At 45.5% G+C, this 16,540-nt stretch carries 16 protein-coding genes; 5 read left to right on the forward strand and 11 right to left on the reverse strand.

The genetic code is table 11. The features are described 5' to 3' along the window. Positions 1-4: 4 nt before the first annotated feature. Positions 5-625: a lysoplasmalogenase gene (locus AB4503_RS06070; protein WP_017061033.1), complete on the reverse strand. Its 621-nt coding sequence runs from the start codon at positions 623-625 to the stop codon at positions 5-7. Positions 626-1,552: 927 nt separating this feature from the next. After that, positions 1,553-1,927, reverse strand: coding sequence for a hypothetical protein (locus AB4503_RS06075; protein ID WP_004736595.1), 375 nt, complete (start codon positions 1,925-1,927; stop codon positions 1,553-1,555). A gap of 244 nt (positions 1,928-2,171) precedes the next feature. On the opposite strand from AB4503_RS06075, the gene AB4503_RS06080 reads away from it, so the two are divergent. Next, on the forward strand, positions 2,172-2,501 hold the full coding sequence (locus AB4503_RS06080; RefSeq protein ID WP_017061032.1) for a DUF2500 domain-containing protein: 330 nt from the start codon (positions 2,172-2,174) through the stop codon (positions 2,499-2,501). Positions 2,502-2,561: 60 nt separating this feature from the next. Here AB4503_RS06080 and AB4503_RS06085 read toward each other — a convergent pair whose 3' ends face one another. The 7 genes from AB4503_RS06085 to rhtB form a co-directional block, all read right to left on the reverse strand. Beyond that, complete coding sequence (locus tag AB4503_RS06085; RefSeq protein ID WP_017061031.1) at positions 2,562-3,575, reverse strand: acyltransferase; 1,014 nt, start codon at positions 3,573-3,575, stop codon at positions 2,562-2,564. A gap of 139 nt (positions 3,576-3,714) precedes the next feature. Next, positions 3,715-4,935, reverse strand: a complete 1,221-nt coding sequence (gene arsJ, locus AB4503_RS06090; protein ID WP_372113975.1) for an organoarsenical effux MFS transporter ArsJ — start codon at positions 4,933-4,935, stop codon at positions 3,715-3,717. Between the two features lie 96 nt (positions 4,936-5,031). Beyond that, positions 5,032-5,523 (reverse strand): cyclin-dependent kinase inhibitor 3 family protein, encoded by a 492-nt coding sequence (locus tag AB4503_RS06095; RefSeq protein WP_017061028.1) that lies wholly within the window; start codon positions 5,521-5,523, stop codon positions 5,032-5,034. A 21-nt stretch (positions 5,524-5,544) separates the two neighbouring features. Beyond that, entirely contained in the window at positions 5,545-6,546 is a 1,002-nt protein-coding gene (locus AB4503_RS06100) for an ArsJ-associated glyceraldehyde-3-phosphate dehydrogenase (RefSeq protein WP_017061027.1), read from the reverse strand. 173 nt (positions 6,547-6,719) lie between these two features. Beyond that, positions 6,720-7,061: a metalloregulator ArsR/SmtB family transcription factor gene (locus AB4503_RS06105; protein WP_017063763.1), complete on the reverse strand. Its 342-nt coding sequence runs from the start codon at positions 7,059-7,061 to the stop codon at positions 6,720-6,722. Positions 7,062-7,160: 99 nt separating this feature from the next. Then, positions 7,161-8,381 (reverse strand): EAL and HDOD domain-containing protein, encoded by a 1,221-nt coding sequence (locus AB4503_RS06110; RefSeq protein ID WP_017061025.1) that lies wholly within the window; start codon positions 8,379-8,381, stop codon positions 7,161-7,163. Positions 8,382-8,426: 45 nt separating this feature from the next. Then, complete coding sequence (gene rhtB, locus AB4503_RS06115; protein ID WP_017061024.1) at positions 8,427-9,044, reverse strand: homoserine/homoserine lactone efflux protein; 618 nt, start codon at positions 9,042-9,044, stop codon at positions 8,427-8,429. An 81-nt stretch (positions 9,045-9,125) separates the two neighbouring features. Here rhtB and AB4503_RS06120 point away from each other — a divergent pair, with 81 nt between their 5' ends. Together AB4503_RS06120 and AB4503_RS06125 are read left to right on the forward strand one after the other, a co-directional pair. Beyond that, the gene (locus tag AB4503_RS06120; protein ID WP_017061023.1) at positions 9,126-10,106 is read left to right on the forward strand and encodes an alpha/beta fold hydrolase; all 981 of its coding nucleotides are present in this window, start codon (positions 9,126-9,128) and stop codon (positions 10,104-10,106) included. 182 nt (positions 10,107-10,288) lie between these two features. Further along, positions 10,289-11,116, forward strand: coding sequence for a Cof-type HAD-IIB family hydrolase (locus AB4503_RS06125; RefSeq protein ID WP_017061022.1), 828 nt, complete (start codon positions 10,289-10,291; stop codon positions 11,114-11,116). 87 nt (positions 11,117-11,203) lie between these two features. On the opposite strand, the gene AB4503_RS06130 is transcribed toward AB4503_RS06125, so the two are convergent. Continuing rightward, entirely contained in the window at positions 11,204-11,671 is a 468-nt protein-coding gene (locus AB4503_RS06130) for an EVE domain-containing protein (protein ID WP_017061021.1), read from the reverse strand. 39 nt (positions 11,672-11,710) lie between these two features. Between AB4503_RS06130 and AB4503_RS06135 the strand changes: the two genes are divergently transcribed. Beyond that, positions 11,711-13,255, forward strand: coding sequence for a COG3650 family protein (locus AB4503_RS06135; RefSeq protein ID WP_371725448.1), 1,545 nt, complete (start codon positions 11,711-11,713; stop codon positions 13,253-13,255). A gap of 2 nt (positions 13,256-13,257) precedes the next feature. After that, positions 13,258-13,854, forward strand: coding sequence for a tRNA-uridine aminocarboxypropyltransferase (locus AB4503_RS06140; RefSeq protein ID WP_017061019.1), 597 nt, complete (start codon positions 13,258-13,260; stop codon positions 13,852-13,854). A 145-nt stretch (positions 13,855-13,999) separates the two neighbouring features. Here the strand turns inward: AB4503_RS06140 and AB4503_RS06145 are convergent, their stop codons facing one another. Continuing rightward, entirely contained in the window at positions 14,000-16,480 is a 2,481-nt protein-coding gene (locus tag AB4503_RS06145) for an EAL domain-containing protein (RefSeq protein ID WP_372113985.1), read from the reverse strand. Positions 16,481-16,540 lie beyond the last annotated feature (60 nt).

The raw sequence follows: 16,540 nt of genomic DNA on the forward strand, positions 1-16,540 counted from the left end.
TACCCTAAATAGTAATCGATGCGACGATGAATGCGTGTGCGAGAAAGTAACTGCCCGTTACCCAAAAGTAAGCGCCCTTGATTGGGCTGCGGTAACTGTTTAGCGCATAAGCTAAGGCCGAAAGGAGCAGCACGCTACAGCCAGCAAAACCGACCGCGTGTGATAACTGAGGATCCAGCAGCCAAACCTCACCAGAAGCCCATGCTAACTGAATAAGCACAATGCCCATGATGACCACGGGAAAAACGAGTTTGTCTAAGCGTGGCAGCAGTAAAAAGAAAGCAACAACGCAAGCTGCCAATAACAGCGCGAACAACCACCAAACCATTTCACCTGATAGCTGTAACCAAAAAGCTTTGCTGTAACAGAGTTGAGCCAATAAGAAGCAGACAAAATGCAGAGGGCGTTTTTGAGTGAGAGTATGAAGCACATCTGCGATCGCAGAGATAGCCAACCCCGCAACTATCCAATAGGTAAAGTCAGCCACAACCGACTGAGTTAAAGCAATTGTCGCTAATAATACAAAGGTAAATACCTTATACGATAAGGCCTGACCGATATGTCCATGTTTCGTTCCTGCTATTGCTCCGATACCAGATAAGGAAACCGCTAACCAACTCCACATACCACTTGCCCTATTGCTTTAAATCGTCGCCAGTCTAGGCACACGAGTGTTGATGTAAAGCCTCAGCCCCTCAAAATTGGATCTTGATTACGCTTCCACTAAAAAGAGTCTCTTTAGATTGAAGTCGTAACAATTACCACCATGACAATGGCCATTCGTTTAAAACTAGAACGAATCATCATAAAACCCATTCAAACTGGCATTAGAGTCGCCATACTTGAATTTTGGCCAATTCTAACCTATCGACCCCACCAAAACCGGCCTAATTCCGTAAAATACCACACTTAAAAAATTAAAATAACCACATTTAAAGTAAATAATAACAATAACTTAAATAAACAAACTCAAGATTAATAGGAAGATAAAAACGCCAACCAAGCCTAGACTTGTAAAGTAGCCAGTTTTCTTTTTTAACGCCCAGTTTTGTCAGGTTATTTCAAGCCTCCGGTAAAAATCGCCACAAAAACCAAGCCGAAAACTTAAAAAACCAACCAAAACCAACCTAGCCACCACCAACCTCTATTAATACAGTTTAACAACCTTTAACAATATAAATTACACAAAACAACCATTACAAAACAACAAGTTAAATCAAATTAGAACAAACATAAATCACAACGAACAAATTAAGAACACACCATAAAACACAGTTAAACACTACCAAACAAGCCAAAAACTCATAGTTTTCTACTACTTTTAAAGCTTTCGAAAGTAATTCTTGATCTAAGGCCATAAGTAGTGCTATTCTTTAAAACATAGCGAGAGACAACCAAATTTAGGAGTAGTGTTATGATTTCATCTTCGCAAAGACAAGGACTTGTAATGATCGCGGTAGTTGTAGGTCTAATGACACTACCGATGATGTACTAAGCAAGTTACAGATAAAAAAAGGGACGCCATGAGCGTCCCTTTTTTTGTTCAATTTTTTCACTTCGAAAACAGATGCAGTGTTAGCACATCCCAGTTCGCATAATAGAAACCTGCGGCAGCTAAAGTCATTGCCATCATCAGTAAGATCGCAACTCGCCAGATAAAACGACCACTACGTGGAGTCAGCTCCTTCTCACAGTCGTTACACATCATGATGAACTTATGTTGGTCTTCCAACTTAGCCTCATGTTCATTGACTACCTTATTACGACACGTTGCGATATAGCGCAGCTTGCTCACCATATCGTGCGGTAGCCTTTCTTCACAGCTTGTTACAAGCTCATGCAATCCTTCGCCTTCGGCATGATATTGAAGCCTCAATAATTTCTCTATATTGCGAGTTCTTGTCACCACTTTTTCAATATCGGTCATCTTAGCCCTCCCACTCCACACTATAATTCTAGTCGAGCATTTCCCTATTCTTATACAAAATCACTGTTATTTACGAGAGAAAGAGACAATAAATAACAATGCTTTATCCCAAACTGACCATTAAATGTGATGTCTGCCGAAAAATAATCAGCTTGGCTTACAACAGTTCACGAATAACGGCTTTAAACACATATCCCTATTGCCTGAAAGACTAGAATAACCATCACGACTACATGGAGGTTATATGCCTAATTCACTCTTTTTTGCCATCTTTGCTCTCGCTGCTCTAGCGGCTTGGGTATTTATTGGTTTCTATCGAAAACACTCGCAAGGTGAAAATGCGCCAGAGAAGAAAGTGAATGTCACGGTGTTAGACAAACAATCGATCGACCTTCCTGACGCAGAACCGGGCCAAGAAGATCAAGAGTACTGGATTTACGTTCAACGTGGTGTGGTTGGTCCGAAGCGAGAATTCCAAGTCGGCATCCACTATTTCCACGCCCTTAACCCTGGCGACAAAGGAACCTTAACCTACCAAGGCGATAAGTTCTTACACTTTGCGTTGAAGCGCTAAACGTCAGCCGCTTCAACTGTCGTCCCTAAGCAATCCATCAGAAAGCCTTAGCAATCACCGCTAAGGCAATAACCAACGCGTTTTCTCTGACTTAGACACCAACCAGCTCATCCATAATGCGCCAGCTCCGCTGATCACAATCCATAATGGAATAACCCATGCCGGATGTCCTTGGTACCAACCAAACTCTTTCATCGGCCACAAGAAAATCGGGTGCAGCAGGTAAATACCTAAGCTGTGCTTACTGATAAAGCCAACCACTTGGTTACTCTTCTCAGACAGGCCTTCACCATAGTAACGGCATACCATGAACACCATGCTCGCGGCTAATACGGTATTCAACGTTTTGTAAGATAGCCAGCGCCCTACCGTGTACTCTTCTGCTACCAAGCTTGCATCAACCACCATGTAAACCGTGGTTAGTAACGCTAGCCCACCCAGTAACACACTCACGCCAACGGTCATCTTGTTAAGTGGCACAATCTTATACAGCAAGTAACCCAATGGTAAGTAACCGGTGTACAACCACAATTCGTGACTCCAAGGGCCATCGATTTTCAGTAAGAACAGCAATGTTGTGAACAACCATACCGCCGTAAAGGCATAGACCGATCTATCACCGTACTTTCTAACCATGATCTGCAAGAACGGAATCACAAAATAGAGTGGGATGAAGTAATAGAAGAAACCAAGGTGGTAATAGGTGTAATGATGGTAGCTATTAAGCAACACGTCCCAACTGACGTCGGCATCAAAGCCCATTGCCGACCAGCCCGACAGATAGGTATAGAAAAGCGACCAGACAATGAAAGGTATCAGTACCTTGCCCAAACGACGCTTGAGGTAGTATTTGGCGTCAAACGGGCGCTGATCACTGAGCATCAGTGCACCCGTAATCAAAATGAACACAGGTACTGCCCAGCGGCTGAAACCGTTTACCGTAATGGCAGTAAGCCATTCACCGAAAGGAATAGTGCCCAATTCATTGCGATAAGGCGCCAAAACATGAATCGCGATAACCGCTACGGCCGCGACACATCGTGCTAAATCAAAAAAGAGAATTCGCTGCTTCATGTAAATGCCTGATTAATATTCAATCATTCTACTATAGCAATAAAAAAGCTGACCGGAATAAATACCAAGTCAGCTTAGTGTTAAAGGAGATGCTTATCGCGAATTTAGCTCATACGAATTTAGCTCGTGCGGCTGAAGCTTATGCCGCTGAAATTTGCGGCACTTTCGGTAAACGCAGAGAGATCACCGTCGTTATCGCCAAGAATGCGAAGGAAACCCACAGACACGCAGACAAACCTGCCATTTGGAATACCAAGCCCGACAATATCGTGCCAATCAAACGACCCATCGCGTTTGCCATGTAGTAGAAACCGACATCAAGAGAAACGCCATCGCCTTTCGCATAACTCACAATCAAATATGAGTGAAGTGATGAGTTCACCGCAAAGATGACACCAAACACCATCAAGCCACCGATAATAACTAACTCGGGTTGCCAGCCAATCTGTACCGCATAAGCGATAGCAGCGGTCACTATAGCCAGCGCACCAGCCCATAACAGCGCGGCATGGCCATCTGGCACCTTACCTTGAGCTTTACCAGTAATCTTCGGCGCTATGCCCTGTACAAAGCCATAAGCGATAGTCCAAGCAGCTAAGAAACCGCCAACCCATGAGTGATCCCAACCAAACACACTGCCTAGGTAAATCGGCAAAGCAATCACAAACCACACATCACGAGCGCCAAACAGGAACATACGTGCTGCGGATAGGATGTTGATGGATTCAGACTTAGAGAAGATCTGTTTGCACTTAGGCTTGGTTTTCGCTTTGCCCATGTCCGCTTCTAAGCTCAACACACTGCCAACGAAGACCAATGCCAACACGGCTGCCATCGCGAGCACGGCGTATTGGAAGCCAATCGTTGAAAGCAGTAAACCACCAATAAAGAAGCCTGCCCCTTTAAGCGCATTCTTAGATCCGGTCAGAATCGCAATCCACTTATAAAGTGCGCCCTGTTGTTCATCAGGAACCAGAGTCTTAATCGAGCTCTTGGCACTCATCTTATTGAGGTCTTTAGCAATACCAGACAAAGCCTGCGCCGCCATTACCCAAGGAATGGTCAACATGGCTGATGGCACCGCAAGCATACCCAAGGCGACGACTTGCATCCCTAAGCCGATGTTCATGGTCTTATTGAGTCCAAGACGCGCCCCTAACCAGCCACCGATTAGGTTGGTCACCACACCAAAGAATTCATAGAAAAGAAACAGTGAGGCGATTTCTAGTGAACTGTAGCCAAGGTCGTAAAAATACAGAACCACCAACATGCGAAGTGCACCATCAGTAATGGTGAAGTTCCAGTAGTTAAAAGTCACCAACATGTATTGGCGAACGCTCTTACTTAGATTTGAAAACATAACGCTATCTCTGCAATCTAAACAAAAAGAGCTTTTGGATCATGATAAGTTCAACACTCCAGATACCAAAAGCTCCCTGTCTAACACTGATGACTATTAGCTATTCGCTACGCCATTAATGTATTCAACCTGGATAGGTTTAGTGAAGGCACCTGGACGCAGTGCCTGCACCTCTTGAACTACCTTGCTCAAATCCCAGCCTTTTTCTAACAGTAGGTGAGCTGCGAACAAACCAGTGCGACCAGAGCCGCCCATACAATGCATTGCAACCTTGCCGCCGTTATCGACGATGTTATGTAGCTCAGGGCTAGCTGCTTGCCACTTCGCAGCAAAACCAGCACCCGGTGCACAGTCGTCTTCAATTTCGATCTGGAACCATTGCATACCTAACGCACGTGTTTTTTCACCAAGTGCCGCCACGTCTTTGCTTGCAAGCTCATGGTCATCAAGTGCTGTCACGATAGCTTCAACGCCTTGCTCTTTTAGCTGAGCCAGTGATGCATCAAGCGTTGCTTCTTTTGTGCCTGGGCACGGAGTAAGCACTAGCGCACCTTGCTCTAGGTCTAGTTGCCATGTTGGATGTATCATTATATCTTCTCCAGATTCTTATTAAGCAAGGCCAACGGTACGAACAAGCTCAGCGGTACGTGTTGCGTAACCCATCTCATTGTCGTACCAAGCGTAGATCTTAACCATGCGCTTACCGACCAACATCGTTGATAGTGCATCCACGATTGTTGAGCGTTGGTCGCCTTTGTAATCGATAGAAACCAGTGGACGCTCTTCAAAGCCAAGAATACCTTTTAGTTCATTCTGAGACGCTTCTTTCAGCATCGCGTTAACTTCTTCTGCCGTGGTGTCTTGCTTCACTTCGAAGATGATGTCTGTCAGAGAAGCGTTCGCTAGCGGTACACGAACTGCGTGGCCGTTGATGCGGTTTTCTAGCTCAGGGAAGATCTCAACAATCGCTTTGGCGCTGCCCGTCGTTGTTGGGATAAGACTCATGCCACATGCACGTGCGCGGCGTAAGTCTTTGTGCGGCGCATCAAGAATAGTTTGCGTGTTAGTTAAATCGTGAATAGTGGTGAAGGCTGCGTTCTCGATACCAAGCTTCTCGTTGATCACCTTAACCACTGGCGCGATACAGTTCGTTGTACAAGACGCTGCCGTTACGATTTTGTGTACCGCAGGGTCGAAGATATTGTCATTCACACCAACAACGATGTTTGCGATGCCTTCTTCTTTCACTGGCGCCGATACCACAACACGTTTCACGCCCTGCTCTAGGTATTTGTTTAGGAAAGAGGTCTTACGGTGAACACCTGTCGCTTCGATAACCACATCACAACCAGACCAATCGATCGCATCGATGTCGCGCTCTTGTGTGGTCTTGATGCGCTGGCCATTAATGATCATCTCATCGCCTTCTGCAGTTACTTCGTGGTGAAAGCGACCTTGAACTGAATCAAATTCTAGAAGGTGGGCCAGTGTTGTTGTGTCGCCAGCAACATCGTTAATTTGAACAAATTCTAGCTCATCCCAATCGAATGCTGCGCGAAGTGCTAGACGGCCGATACGACCAAAACCATTAATACCTACTTTGACTGTCATTTTCTGTTCTCTCAGTTAATTGCCTTCATATTTGAAGCCGCAGCGTTGTTGACTACGTTCACTTACCGGAGCGCCGGCCGCCCTAATTACATAGAGCCACTATGCTCATAGGGATAAGTTCACTTGTCGCCTAGCTGCAACTACAACTATTTCGGCATTAAGTTTTAATGTATTTAAACGCAACATACTGGGCGTGAGTTCATCGACTCTAAGCGCTCAATATCTTGCTGGTATTCAGTTTTCAAACAGTTCGATGCAATAAGGTCGTCAATTAACTTTAGCATCCAACCTGGTAAATCTTGTGACAGGCGGTAAAACACCCACTGCCCCTGGCGAACATCAATCAAAACACCGTTTGAACGCAGCTGCGCAAGATGGCGTGAAACCTTTGGCTGACTTTCTTGCAATGCCTGAGTCAACTCACCAACCGATAAGCACTCATTGCGAACTATCAACATTAAGCAACGCACTCGCGTTTCATCGGACAGTAATTTAAAAAATTGGTGAGGAAGCATAAAAACATACTCATATATGGATATGCACATATCTTAGATATAAAAAAACGCACGTCAAGGCGTGCGTTTCAATTGTCATAAAAGTTTAACGAAGAAATATCAGAGCTTGTTGGTCACGGTATGGCTCCAACGGCGCGCTTCAGTAAGCTCCGTTTTAACCTGATCCACGCTTAATCCTAAATCGGCGCAGTGCTCATCAATCTGTTGCCAATCGGCATGCTCAAAGCTCTCTTCAAGTGCGAGCAAGGTACCATATGGCCCTTCTCTACGTAATAGAGCAACCTTGATACTTTTACACAGCGGCAACTGCTCGACTAAGTTATCTAACGACAAGTCCAACAGAGCATCCAACAAGGAGAATAAGCCAATCATAAAGGCCTGTTCTCTATACCCTTCAAATGCCTGATAGCGAGACATACGCTGACAAAACTGAGCACGCTGTAGAGACAATCCATACAGCTCTTTAGGCTTTTTATCGGACACATAAGAGGCGACGGCTAACGAGACAAACATTTTCAGTTTCTCTTGACCTAGATATACCAAAGCCTGACGAAAAGAAGAGATGGTAACTTCAAGGCGCGGCGACATAGTATTCACAAAACGCAGCAGCTTATATGAGAGCGCCACATCTTTCGCGACAATGCTCTCCACCCGTTGAAAGTCCACATCGGGCTTACACACTTCTTGAAACAGCTCCATAGCAATCACTTGCTCAGGGCTAATGTATTTACTCTTGATGATTTCCGGTTTATTGAAAAAGTAACCTTGGAAAAACTTAAAGCCAGCCTCTTTGGCTTGCTGGAATTCTTGTTCGGTCTCAACGCGCTCCGCCAAAAAGCTAAACTTTTTCCCTTGATGCGCCCTAACCAAATCACACGCTTCATCCAAACCCATCTGCATAATATCGAGCTTTACGATATGCGTGTATTTAAGGAAACGTTCCCATTCTGGGGTCGAAGTAAAATCATCTAGGGCAATCATGTAACCCGCTTGGTAAAGGTCTTTAACCGCTTCCAACAATTCATCTGTTGGTTTACAGGTTTCCAGAATCTCTACCACCACCTTATCTTTCGGCAAACTTAAGGGCAGTCGACGAATCAAACTTTGATAAGGGAAGTTGATAAAGCAGCGTGAAGATGGAATAGAAGGGTTAAGACCAACAGACAAGAAGTTCTCAACAATCAGACGATACGTTGCTCGATTAGACTCAATATGCGCTGGGTACGCATTCTTTTCTCCATCGCGAAATAACAACTCATAGCCGAGTGTATTCCTCTTGCGATTTAAGATAGGTTGTCGAGCAACGTATGTAGCGGTCATTTCTTGATAACTCTGATTGGTTTAACTATAACTCAGTCGCTTAATCTAAGCTTTCGCGGCAGCTAGCAAAGCACCGCAGCCCATGAACATACCACCAAATATTTTATTTATCTTACCCATTATGCGATCAGAGCGAATAAAACGTCCCATTTGTGACGCTAATGAGGTGTAACCCAACATAACAACGCTATCAATGAATACTGTCGTCACACCTAGCACTAATAACTGAGGTGCTTGAGGTTGTGTAGGGTCAATAAACTGAGGAAACAAAGCCACCAAAAACACGATTGATTTCGGGTTAGTTAGGTTGATAAGCACAGCGTTTCTCAGCAGTTTGCCACTCGACAGAGTAGAGCTTTCTTCAGATGCTACTAGGCTCGAGCTATCACGCCACTTTTGAATACCTAACCAAAGTAAGTACACCACGCCGACCCACTTAATGATGGTGAACGCCAACGCAGACTTAGCAACGAGTGCACCGATACCCGCGCCCACCAGCATAATGTGAAACGCAAGACCAAGCTGTAAGCCAACAATTGATGCGAGTGACTTTTTAGTGCCATAGCTAAGCCCATTACTGATTGAGTTAACGGTACCCGAGCCCGGAGCCAAGCTAAACAAAATCGCTGTGACAACATAAGCAAGCCAAACATGAGTATCCATTTGCATTTCCTTACTAGTTCTTTAATCTAACAACATTAGTAGCAATAAAGCTCTCACACGCATCAGTTCAGGTAATTTCCCATGGAAAACCACAGCGAAGCCACCTTCCCTTACACTCAAGAACCTCAGTTCGATCATGCGATTAAACACCCGATCAACGCTCTTTGGCAACAAAGAAAAGAGGGGTTTTTAACATCGTCTGGTAAAAAGAAACTGTACTGGTGCAGCCTCACCTCAGAAAAGCACAGCAAAGCTATTGTGATTTCAAATGGCCGTATCGAATGCTGCCAAAAATACCAAGAAATCTTTTATGATTTTTATCAACAAGGCTATGACGTTTATTCATTTGACCACCAAGGTCAAGGCCAGTCTGAACGTATGGTAACAGACTCTGATATTGGTCACATTCATGAGTTTGATGATTATGAATCTGACATGTCTGACGTCATTGCCAGTTTTGATCTCAGTAAGTATTCCAATCGCTACCTGCTCGCACACTCAATGGGCAGCACCATAGCCACTCGCTACCTACAAACCCATCCAGACCACCCGTTTGATAAGGTGACTCTGTGCGCTCCGATGTTTGGTATCAATACCGAGTGGTACCTGAAACCTATCGCGATGATCGTTGGACAAGTGCTTACCGCTTTTTATGCCAAGCCAACTTACGCGCCGGGCCAGCAAGCATATTATTCGAAGCCTTTTGAAAACAACTTACTGAGCCACAGTAAGGTTCGCTATCAGTGGTTCCGCCGCTTATATGACGAGTCTCCATCTTTGCAGGTGGGTGGACCAAGCACGCGTTGGGTGTGGCAAGGGTTAATGGCCGCCAAGCAAGCAATTCAACAAACTCGTCAAATCAAGATCCCTCTGCTATTGATTCAAGCTGGGGATGAAAAGATTGTCAGTAACAGTGCTCAAGTAAAGTTCATCTCTAAGCTGAAGAAAACCAACTCTGATTGTCAGTTTAAGTTGATTGAGGGTTCTAGGCATGAGGTGTTGTTTGAGCAGGATGAATATCGCAATCAAACACTGGATGCGATCAATCAGTTTTTCGCCTAGAGCTAATAGGCTAAGCAACCTACCAAGAAAATAAGCGCTAAAGAGGAAGAGAAGTAAGTGAGCTTTGCCCTCTTTTCTTGCATGAATTTGGCATACAATTTCTACCTAGAGATATTGTAGTTAAAACGATTCTAGCGCTGGCTAGCGTCAATATTGGTTAAGCATTTTGCAATGAGGGTTAAATGAGTATTCCTGCACTAAAAGATTCCGTGAAAATTGTTGCTTCTGATTTAGATGGTACGCTTTTGGCTCCCAACCATCAGCTAAGCGACTTTACCAAGCTAACGCTTAAGAAATTACACGACCAAGGTTATACCTTCATCTTCGCTACGGGTCGTCACCACGTCGATGTGGCGGGTATTCGTCAGATAGCAGGTATTCCGGCGTACATGATCACTTCAAACGGTGCACGCGTGCATGACCAAAACGATCAACTGATGTATAGCCAGAACGTACCTCAGGAACTCGTTCAGCCAGTTATTGATATTGTGCGCCAAGATCCAAACCTCTTTATTCACATGTACCAGAATGAAGATTGGTTACTAGACCGTGAAGATGAAATGTTGGCTAAATTCCACAGTGAGTCTGGCTTTAGCTACAAGCGCTTTGAAGCTGAAAACGCACCAAGCGAAGGCATCGCGAAAGTCTTCTTCACACATCCAGAACAAGACCACGAATATCTCGTCACGTTTGAACAAAAGCTAAGAGATGCTTTTGGCGACAAACTGAACATCGCCTTCTCTACACCTTGGTGTCTGGAAGTGATGGCAGCTGAAGTCTCTAAAGGCCACGCTCTAGACGCTGTTGCAAAATCACTAAACCTGACTCTGGATAACTGTGTTGCCTTTGGTGATGGCATGAACGACGCTGAAATGCTGGCTATGGCGGGTAAAGGTCTAATCATGGGTACATCACATGAGAAAGTGATGAAAGCACTACCTGACAATGAAGTGATTGGCAGTAACGCAGACGATGCCGTTGCTCACTACCTAGAAAAGCATCTGCTCTAATCTCGCTCGTTGAACAGATCTGAATAAATAAAAAGGCAGCCAACTGGCTGCCTTTTTTGAACCTTACGTAAAAAGCTCTCTCTAACGCTATCGAGAACCTAACACTTCTTTGCTTAAGATTGCCTGCCACTCTTGTTCGGTAACCGGCATGATCGATAAGCGATTACCGCGTTTCACCAAGGGCATTTCGGAGAGTTCAGGCATGGCTTTAAGCGTAACCAAAGGAATCAAGCGCTCAGTCACTCGCACAAACTCGACATCCACCATGATCCAGCGTGGGTTATCGGGTGAAGACTTAGGATCGTAGTAATCACTCTCAGGGTCGAACTGAAAGTGGTCTGGGTAGGCTTCTCTGGTTACTTTAGCGATCCCCGCTACGCCAACTTTTTTACATGATGAGTGGTATATCATCACCAGATCGCCAAGCTTGACGTCATCACGCATCATGTTTCGAGCCTGATAGTTGCGTACACCCTCCCAACAAGAGGTTTTTTGTACTCTAAGAGTCTGAATAGAGAAGGTGTCGGGTTCTGTTTTAAATAACCAATATGCCATAATAAATCCAATTAACGGTTGCTCCGAGGAAGATATAACATGAAGGTAATGAAAAACCCAGTGACATGGCTAGTCGCGTTCGCTCTACAAGGCTGTGTTACGGCACCTGATACGCCGCAACAACCTGAACAGCCCCCAGCAAACTTGGATGAGCCACTGAGCATTCAACCGCAAACCTTCATCATGCGTGGTCAGGTGGTGGTTGGCCATGAAAGCCGAACCTTCACTCCTTGCGGTAGCCAACAACAATACTGGTTAGACTTATCTCCAGAGTTAGCGTTAGAAGCACAAGGGCTCTCAACGAGACCTTACCAAGCCTTATATGGCGAGCTGATTGGTCACCTAACCGTGCCGAGCCAAACGGGTTATAACGCAGATTTCACAGCGCGTTTCGTGGTTGACCAAGTGAACATCCTAACCGCAGAGAACCCTGAGCGCTGCGACCAACCACTGCGTTCAACACGAGTATTCGGTAATGAACCCTTCTGGTCAGCAACCTTCGATAAAGACCAGCTGAAATATACTAAGATGGGCGAACAGCCACAAACCCTCGATATTGAATCAAGCCGCACCACACCAAGCAGTCGTGATTACCAATTAGAAGGTAAAGCAGCGCAAGGCAAACTCAACCTTACAAAAGAGAGCTGTAGCGACGGCATGAGCGATTCTATCTATGGGTGGCATGCCAAGCTTAACCTCAATGACAGTAACTACAATGGCTGTGCGACGGTCTCTAACCAAGATCCAACGCTGGACTGGAGCGGACTCTACTTCGCTAGCTCAACGCAAAACTCAGGGTTCTCTATCAACCTTGAACTCAACAATGACCACAGTGCTATCACGACTTATTCATACAGCAATGGAGACCCTTCTATTGTTGAACAAGGCTTCTGGCAGCAACTGAACCAAAATCAGGTACAAGTGGTTATGACTCGCCACCAGCAACAATATTTGATCTCCGAGCGCATCTTCACACTCGATAATGGCAAGCTAATCGCTGAAAAAGAGAAAGTGGGCAACGTGGTGTATCCGATTGCCAATGGCGGTCTGGTGCTATTCGAAGCTAAGAGTGCGCAAGCACAAGTAAACACCACCACTAACGTTGATCTAACCGCAAAGCAGGTGAACTCCAGCGATCAACTTGATCCAAAAGTCGACCAAGCGATCCGCGAATACTTTAAGATCAACAACAGCTCACCTGACGACACTAAATACCGCTGGTTAACCTACGACCTCAACGGCGACGGTAAAGAAGAGCTGTTCGCCCAACTCGATTGGTGTGGTTCTGGTGGCTGTACACTGCTAATTTTCGAAAACCATCAAGATAACTGGCGCTTCAATAGCCGAGTGACACTGGTTAAGGGCGACATACGCTTAGGTAAATCGCAAAACCACGGCTGGCAGGATCTGATCTTCAATGTCAGTGGCGGCGGTGCAACACCGGCGAAACACACACTTTCATACTCTGGTGTCAGCTACCCGCTAAACCCAAGTGTCGCTCCAGTTGCAGATGATGCTGATATCAGCGACGTGGTTTTGTTTGCTGATGGTATCTCACCCGCACAAAGTGGAGTGAAGTTGTAAACATGAGTAACCAACAAGCTTGCCATGGTTGTAGCTTCACTCACCAATGTATTTGTCACCTGATACCTAGTGTCGCAAGCCAAATCGATCTTGTACTGCTCACTCATGAGAATGAACTGTCACGCGATACCAATACAGGGAAGCTGCTTCAGCAATCCCTTGATCAGTGTCAGTCCATTGTATGGCAAAGGAAAACACCACCAGCGGAGCTCATCGCACTGCTTGACGATGAAACACGACAACCGTTTCTTTTATTCCCAAGTGATCAAAGTGTCGAGTGCCAGCAAGCTGTAATGACCCAAGCCCAGAGCCGTAAGCCGCTATTCATCATCTTGGATGGCACATGGCAAGAAGCGAAGAAGATGCTTAACAAGAGCTCGTGGTTACAAGCCGTTCCGCAAGTTCACCTCGATATTACCAGCGAATCTTCATACACCTTGCGCCGCAACCAAGACAGTGGCCACTTGTGTACTTGTGAAGTGGGTATTGAGTTACTCAAATCTTTAGGTGAAAGTGAATCTGCCAAGCTCATTGATGACTACTACCAGCATTATCTAAAAGTGTTCCACGCCGACAAGTGTGGCCACGCCCTCAAATAGACCAAGCAGGCGCGCGGGAAGGTAAAAACACATTTCGGGACGAGACAGACACTAAAAACAAAAAGGGTGAGCCATAAGCTCACCCTTTTTACATCGTATTTTCGTTATTGAGCCAACCAGTGTTTCACGTGAAACGCTCGCTCCATCAAAACAAACGCTGAGGTTGACCAAAGTAATACCCTTGCAAGTAATCGACCCCCATGTCTTCAGCAATACGGCACACCTGCTCATTATGAACGAACTCCGCCACCGTCTTAGCATTCAGAATCTGGCATAAGCTCACCAACTGCTGAGCGATCTTGCGCTGCTTTTTATCTTTATCAATATTGCGAATCAAACTGCCATCAAGCTTGATCACCTGTGGTTCTAGCTTCAATATCTCATCAATGTTCGAATAGCCCGAACCAAAGTCATCAACAATAATATTCACACCAAGATCGCGGAAGTGATTACACACCTCAATCAAGCGACCGTAATCCTGAATTTGTTCCGTTTCTAACACCTCCAAGCCAATACGCTGTGGGTGACTGATTTTCTTGATCGCTTGTTCAAGGTGAAGAATGGTTTTCTCATTGCTGAAATCTTGTGGCGCTAAATTAATTGAGAACGAATCGGTTCGCTGACTCATAAAATCGAAGGTGCGCGTTATCATCTGACGACTGAGGCGTGTATAGAGATGGGTTCCTTCAATGATTGGCAAGAACTTACCCGGTGCAATTAACTGACCGTCCTCTTCAATTCGAACCAAACACTCGTAGCTCTCTACCTGATGACTGTGTGCTGAAACTATGGGCTGAGAGCACGCCACAATATTCTGATTAAGCACCGCGCGACTCACGCACGACAGCCAACCAAGTTGCTCTTGGCGATGCTTCTCCAATTGAATGAGTGCCTTGGCGCTCACTAGGTGCTTGTTCTGGCTGACAGCGCTGCGCCTCGCATCAATCGCCTTCAACAATAAGTCATCAATAGAGGTAGTCGGGAAATCTCGACGGCTGGCGATACCCGCACAGATAGACACCGACAAGTAATCAATATCGGGTAAACCGGTAGGCTCAAAATTCACATGCTCGGTTTGATCGGCAAATTCCGAGAATCGCTGATGAATATGTTCTTGGCTCGCCCAACTATCAAACACCACCGCCCACTCACCAATACCGATACTGTAGAGCTGACAGCCCTCATCAAAGAACTGCCACAGCGCCTTTTGAAAGTACTCACTCAAATCATGCAGAAGCTTGTCACCTACTCGATAACCATACTTCTCATTGATCTGACCAAAGGTCGTGACCTTCAAAGCTAGTAAGTGGCTATCACTGCTCATCTTCGACAGTTTCTCACGCAGCACACTTCGATTGGGTAAACCTGTACGGTGATCAATTCGATAGCTTGCCGTCAATGCAGTGGCTTGCTGCTGAATCTTACTCGCCATGCTGTTGTTCATGTCATCGACATCAAGCAGTGCATTTCGGATCAATGAAAACAGAGGGGATATGTTGGTCGCGGGTTGCGTCTCTAATGGCAATACCGCCTTACCCTCGCCTTCTCTAAGCGCAAGATAAGTGAGGCTATGGTGCAAGATTCGCTGTTGGCCATTCTCTTGATAAAGTTCTCCCATGCAGTAAACGCCATAGCTGTCGGCCAATTTTTGGAAAACCTCAACCTCTTGGTTGCCATCAATAAAGTCGATACGAGATGTACAGTTATAAATGAAGAACTGTTCTGGCCTATGAGAGGCGATCTGCTGCACGCCCAGTCGTATCTGCTCTAAGGTCAGTGATGGATGGTCATAACAAAACCGGACCTCATCGCCCACTTGGAACAGGCCGCTGAATTCTATCTCTCCACTTTCCGTTACCTTGAGCGGTAAGTGAATGTTTTGCTCTTTCGGGTCACCGACCATCAAGGGAAAGTTATGCAGTTGCTCAAAAGGCACTTCGAGGCCATCAGCGAGGTAACGATTGTAGAGTTCGCGAACAGGCATCCCATCCAGTTCCAACAACCGGTTCTCTTGAGCACCTGTCACTCGAAAAGTTCGACCAATCGGATTCCATTCAGTGTAGTAACCCTTAGCGATGGAGAGCTCAACACTGTGCAGCGCCAACATCACATAGGCATTCTCATAGCAAGTGCCATCTAGCATTACCCATCGCCCATTATCTGTGATGGTCGATGCACCGCCACAAATAGGCAATGAATATCTCGATTGTTCAAACGCTGAAAATAAGTCGCGGTTGTTTATCTGCAAGCGATCCGCGAAACAGATGATACTTTGAGTATTGGCATTGCACTCAAGCTGCTGCCACATCGATTGACTATCTAATAGTGGTTGCTTGCTGTATTCGACAACGCCACAAGTGTAAGAGGTCGCATCGAAGCGAGTGACAATAAGATAGAGACCTTGATGCAGGATGACGCCTTGGCTGATGTAGTGGTTTGCACTACAGCCAATCAGCCTAGCATTAGGGAAAGTCGCTTGAATCACTTGGCAGGCAGCCAAAACCGAACCTTTCTCGAAAGAAGAAAACACCTGAATCAGTAGGTCTTCATGTTGATGAAAATCTATCTTTTGCAATTCACGCTGGGTTTGTTCTATGTCTTGTATCAGGAGAGAGGTCGATTGCATATTCACATTAATCGTTACGTTAATGATTGGTTATTGTGCTTATTATAGATAAGGCTTGCA

Origin of the sequence: Vibrio sp. 10N.222.55.B11, from assembly GCF_041473705.1 — a bacterium.
GTDB classification, from domain to species: Bacteria; Pseudomonadota; Gammaproteobacteria; order Enterobacterales; family Vibrionaceae; genus Vibrio; species Vibrio crassostreae_C.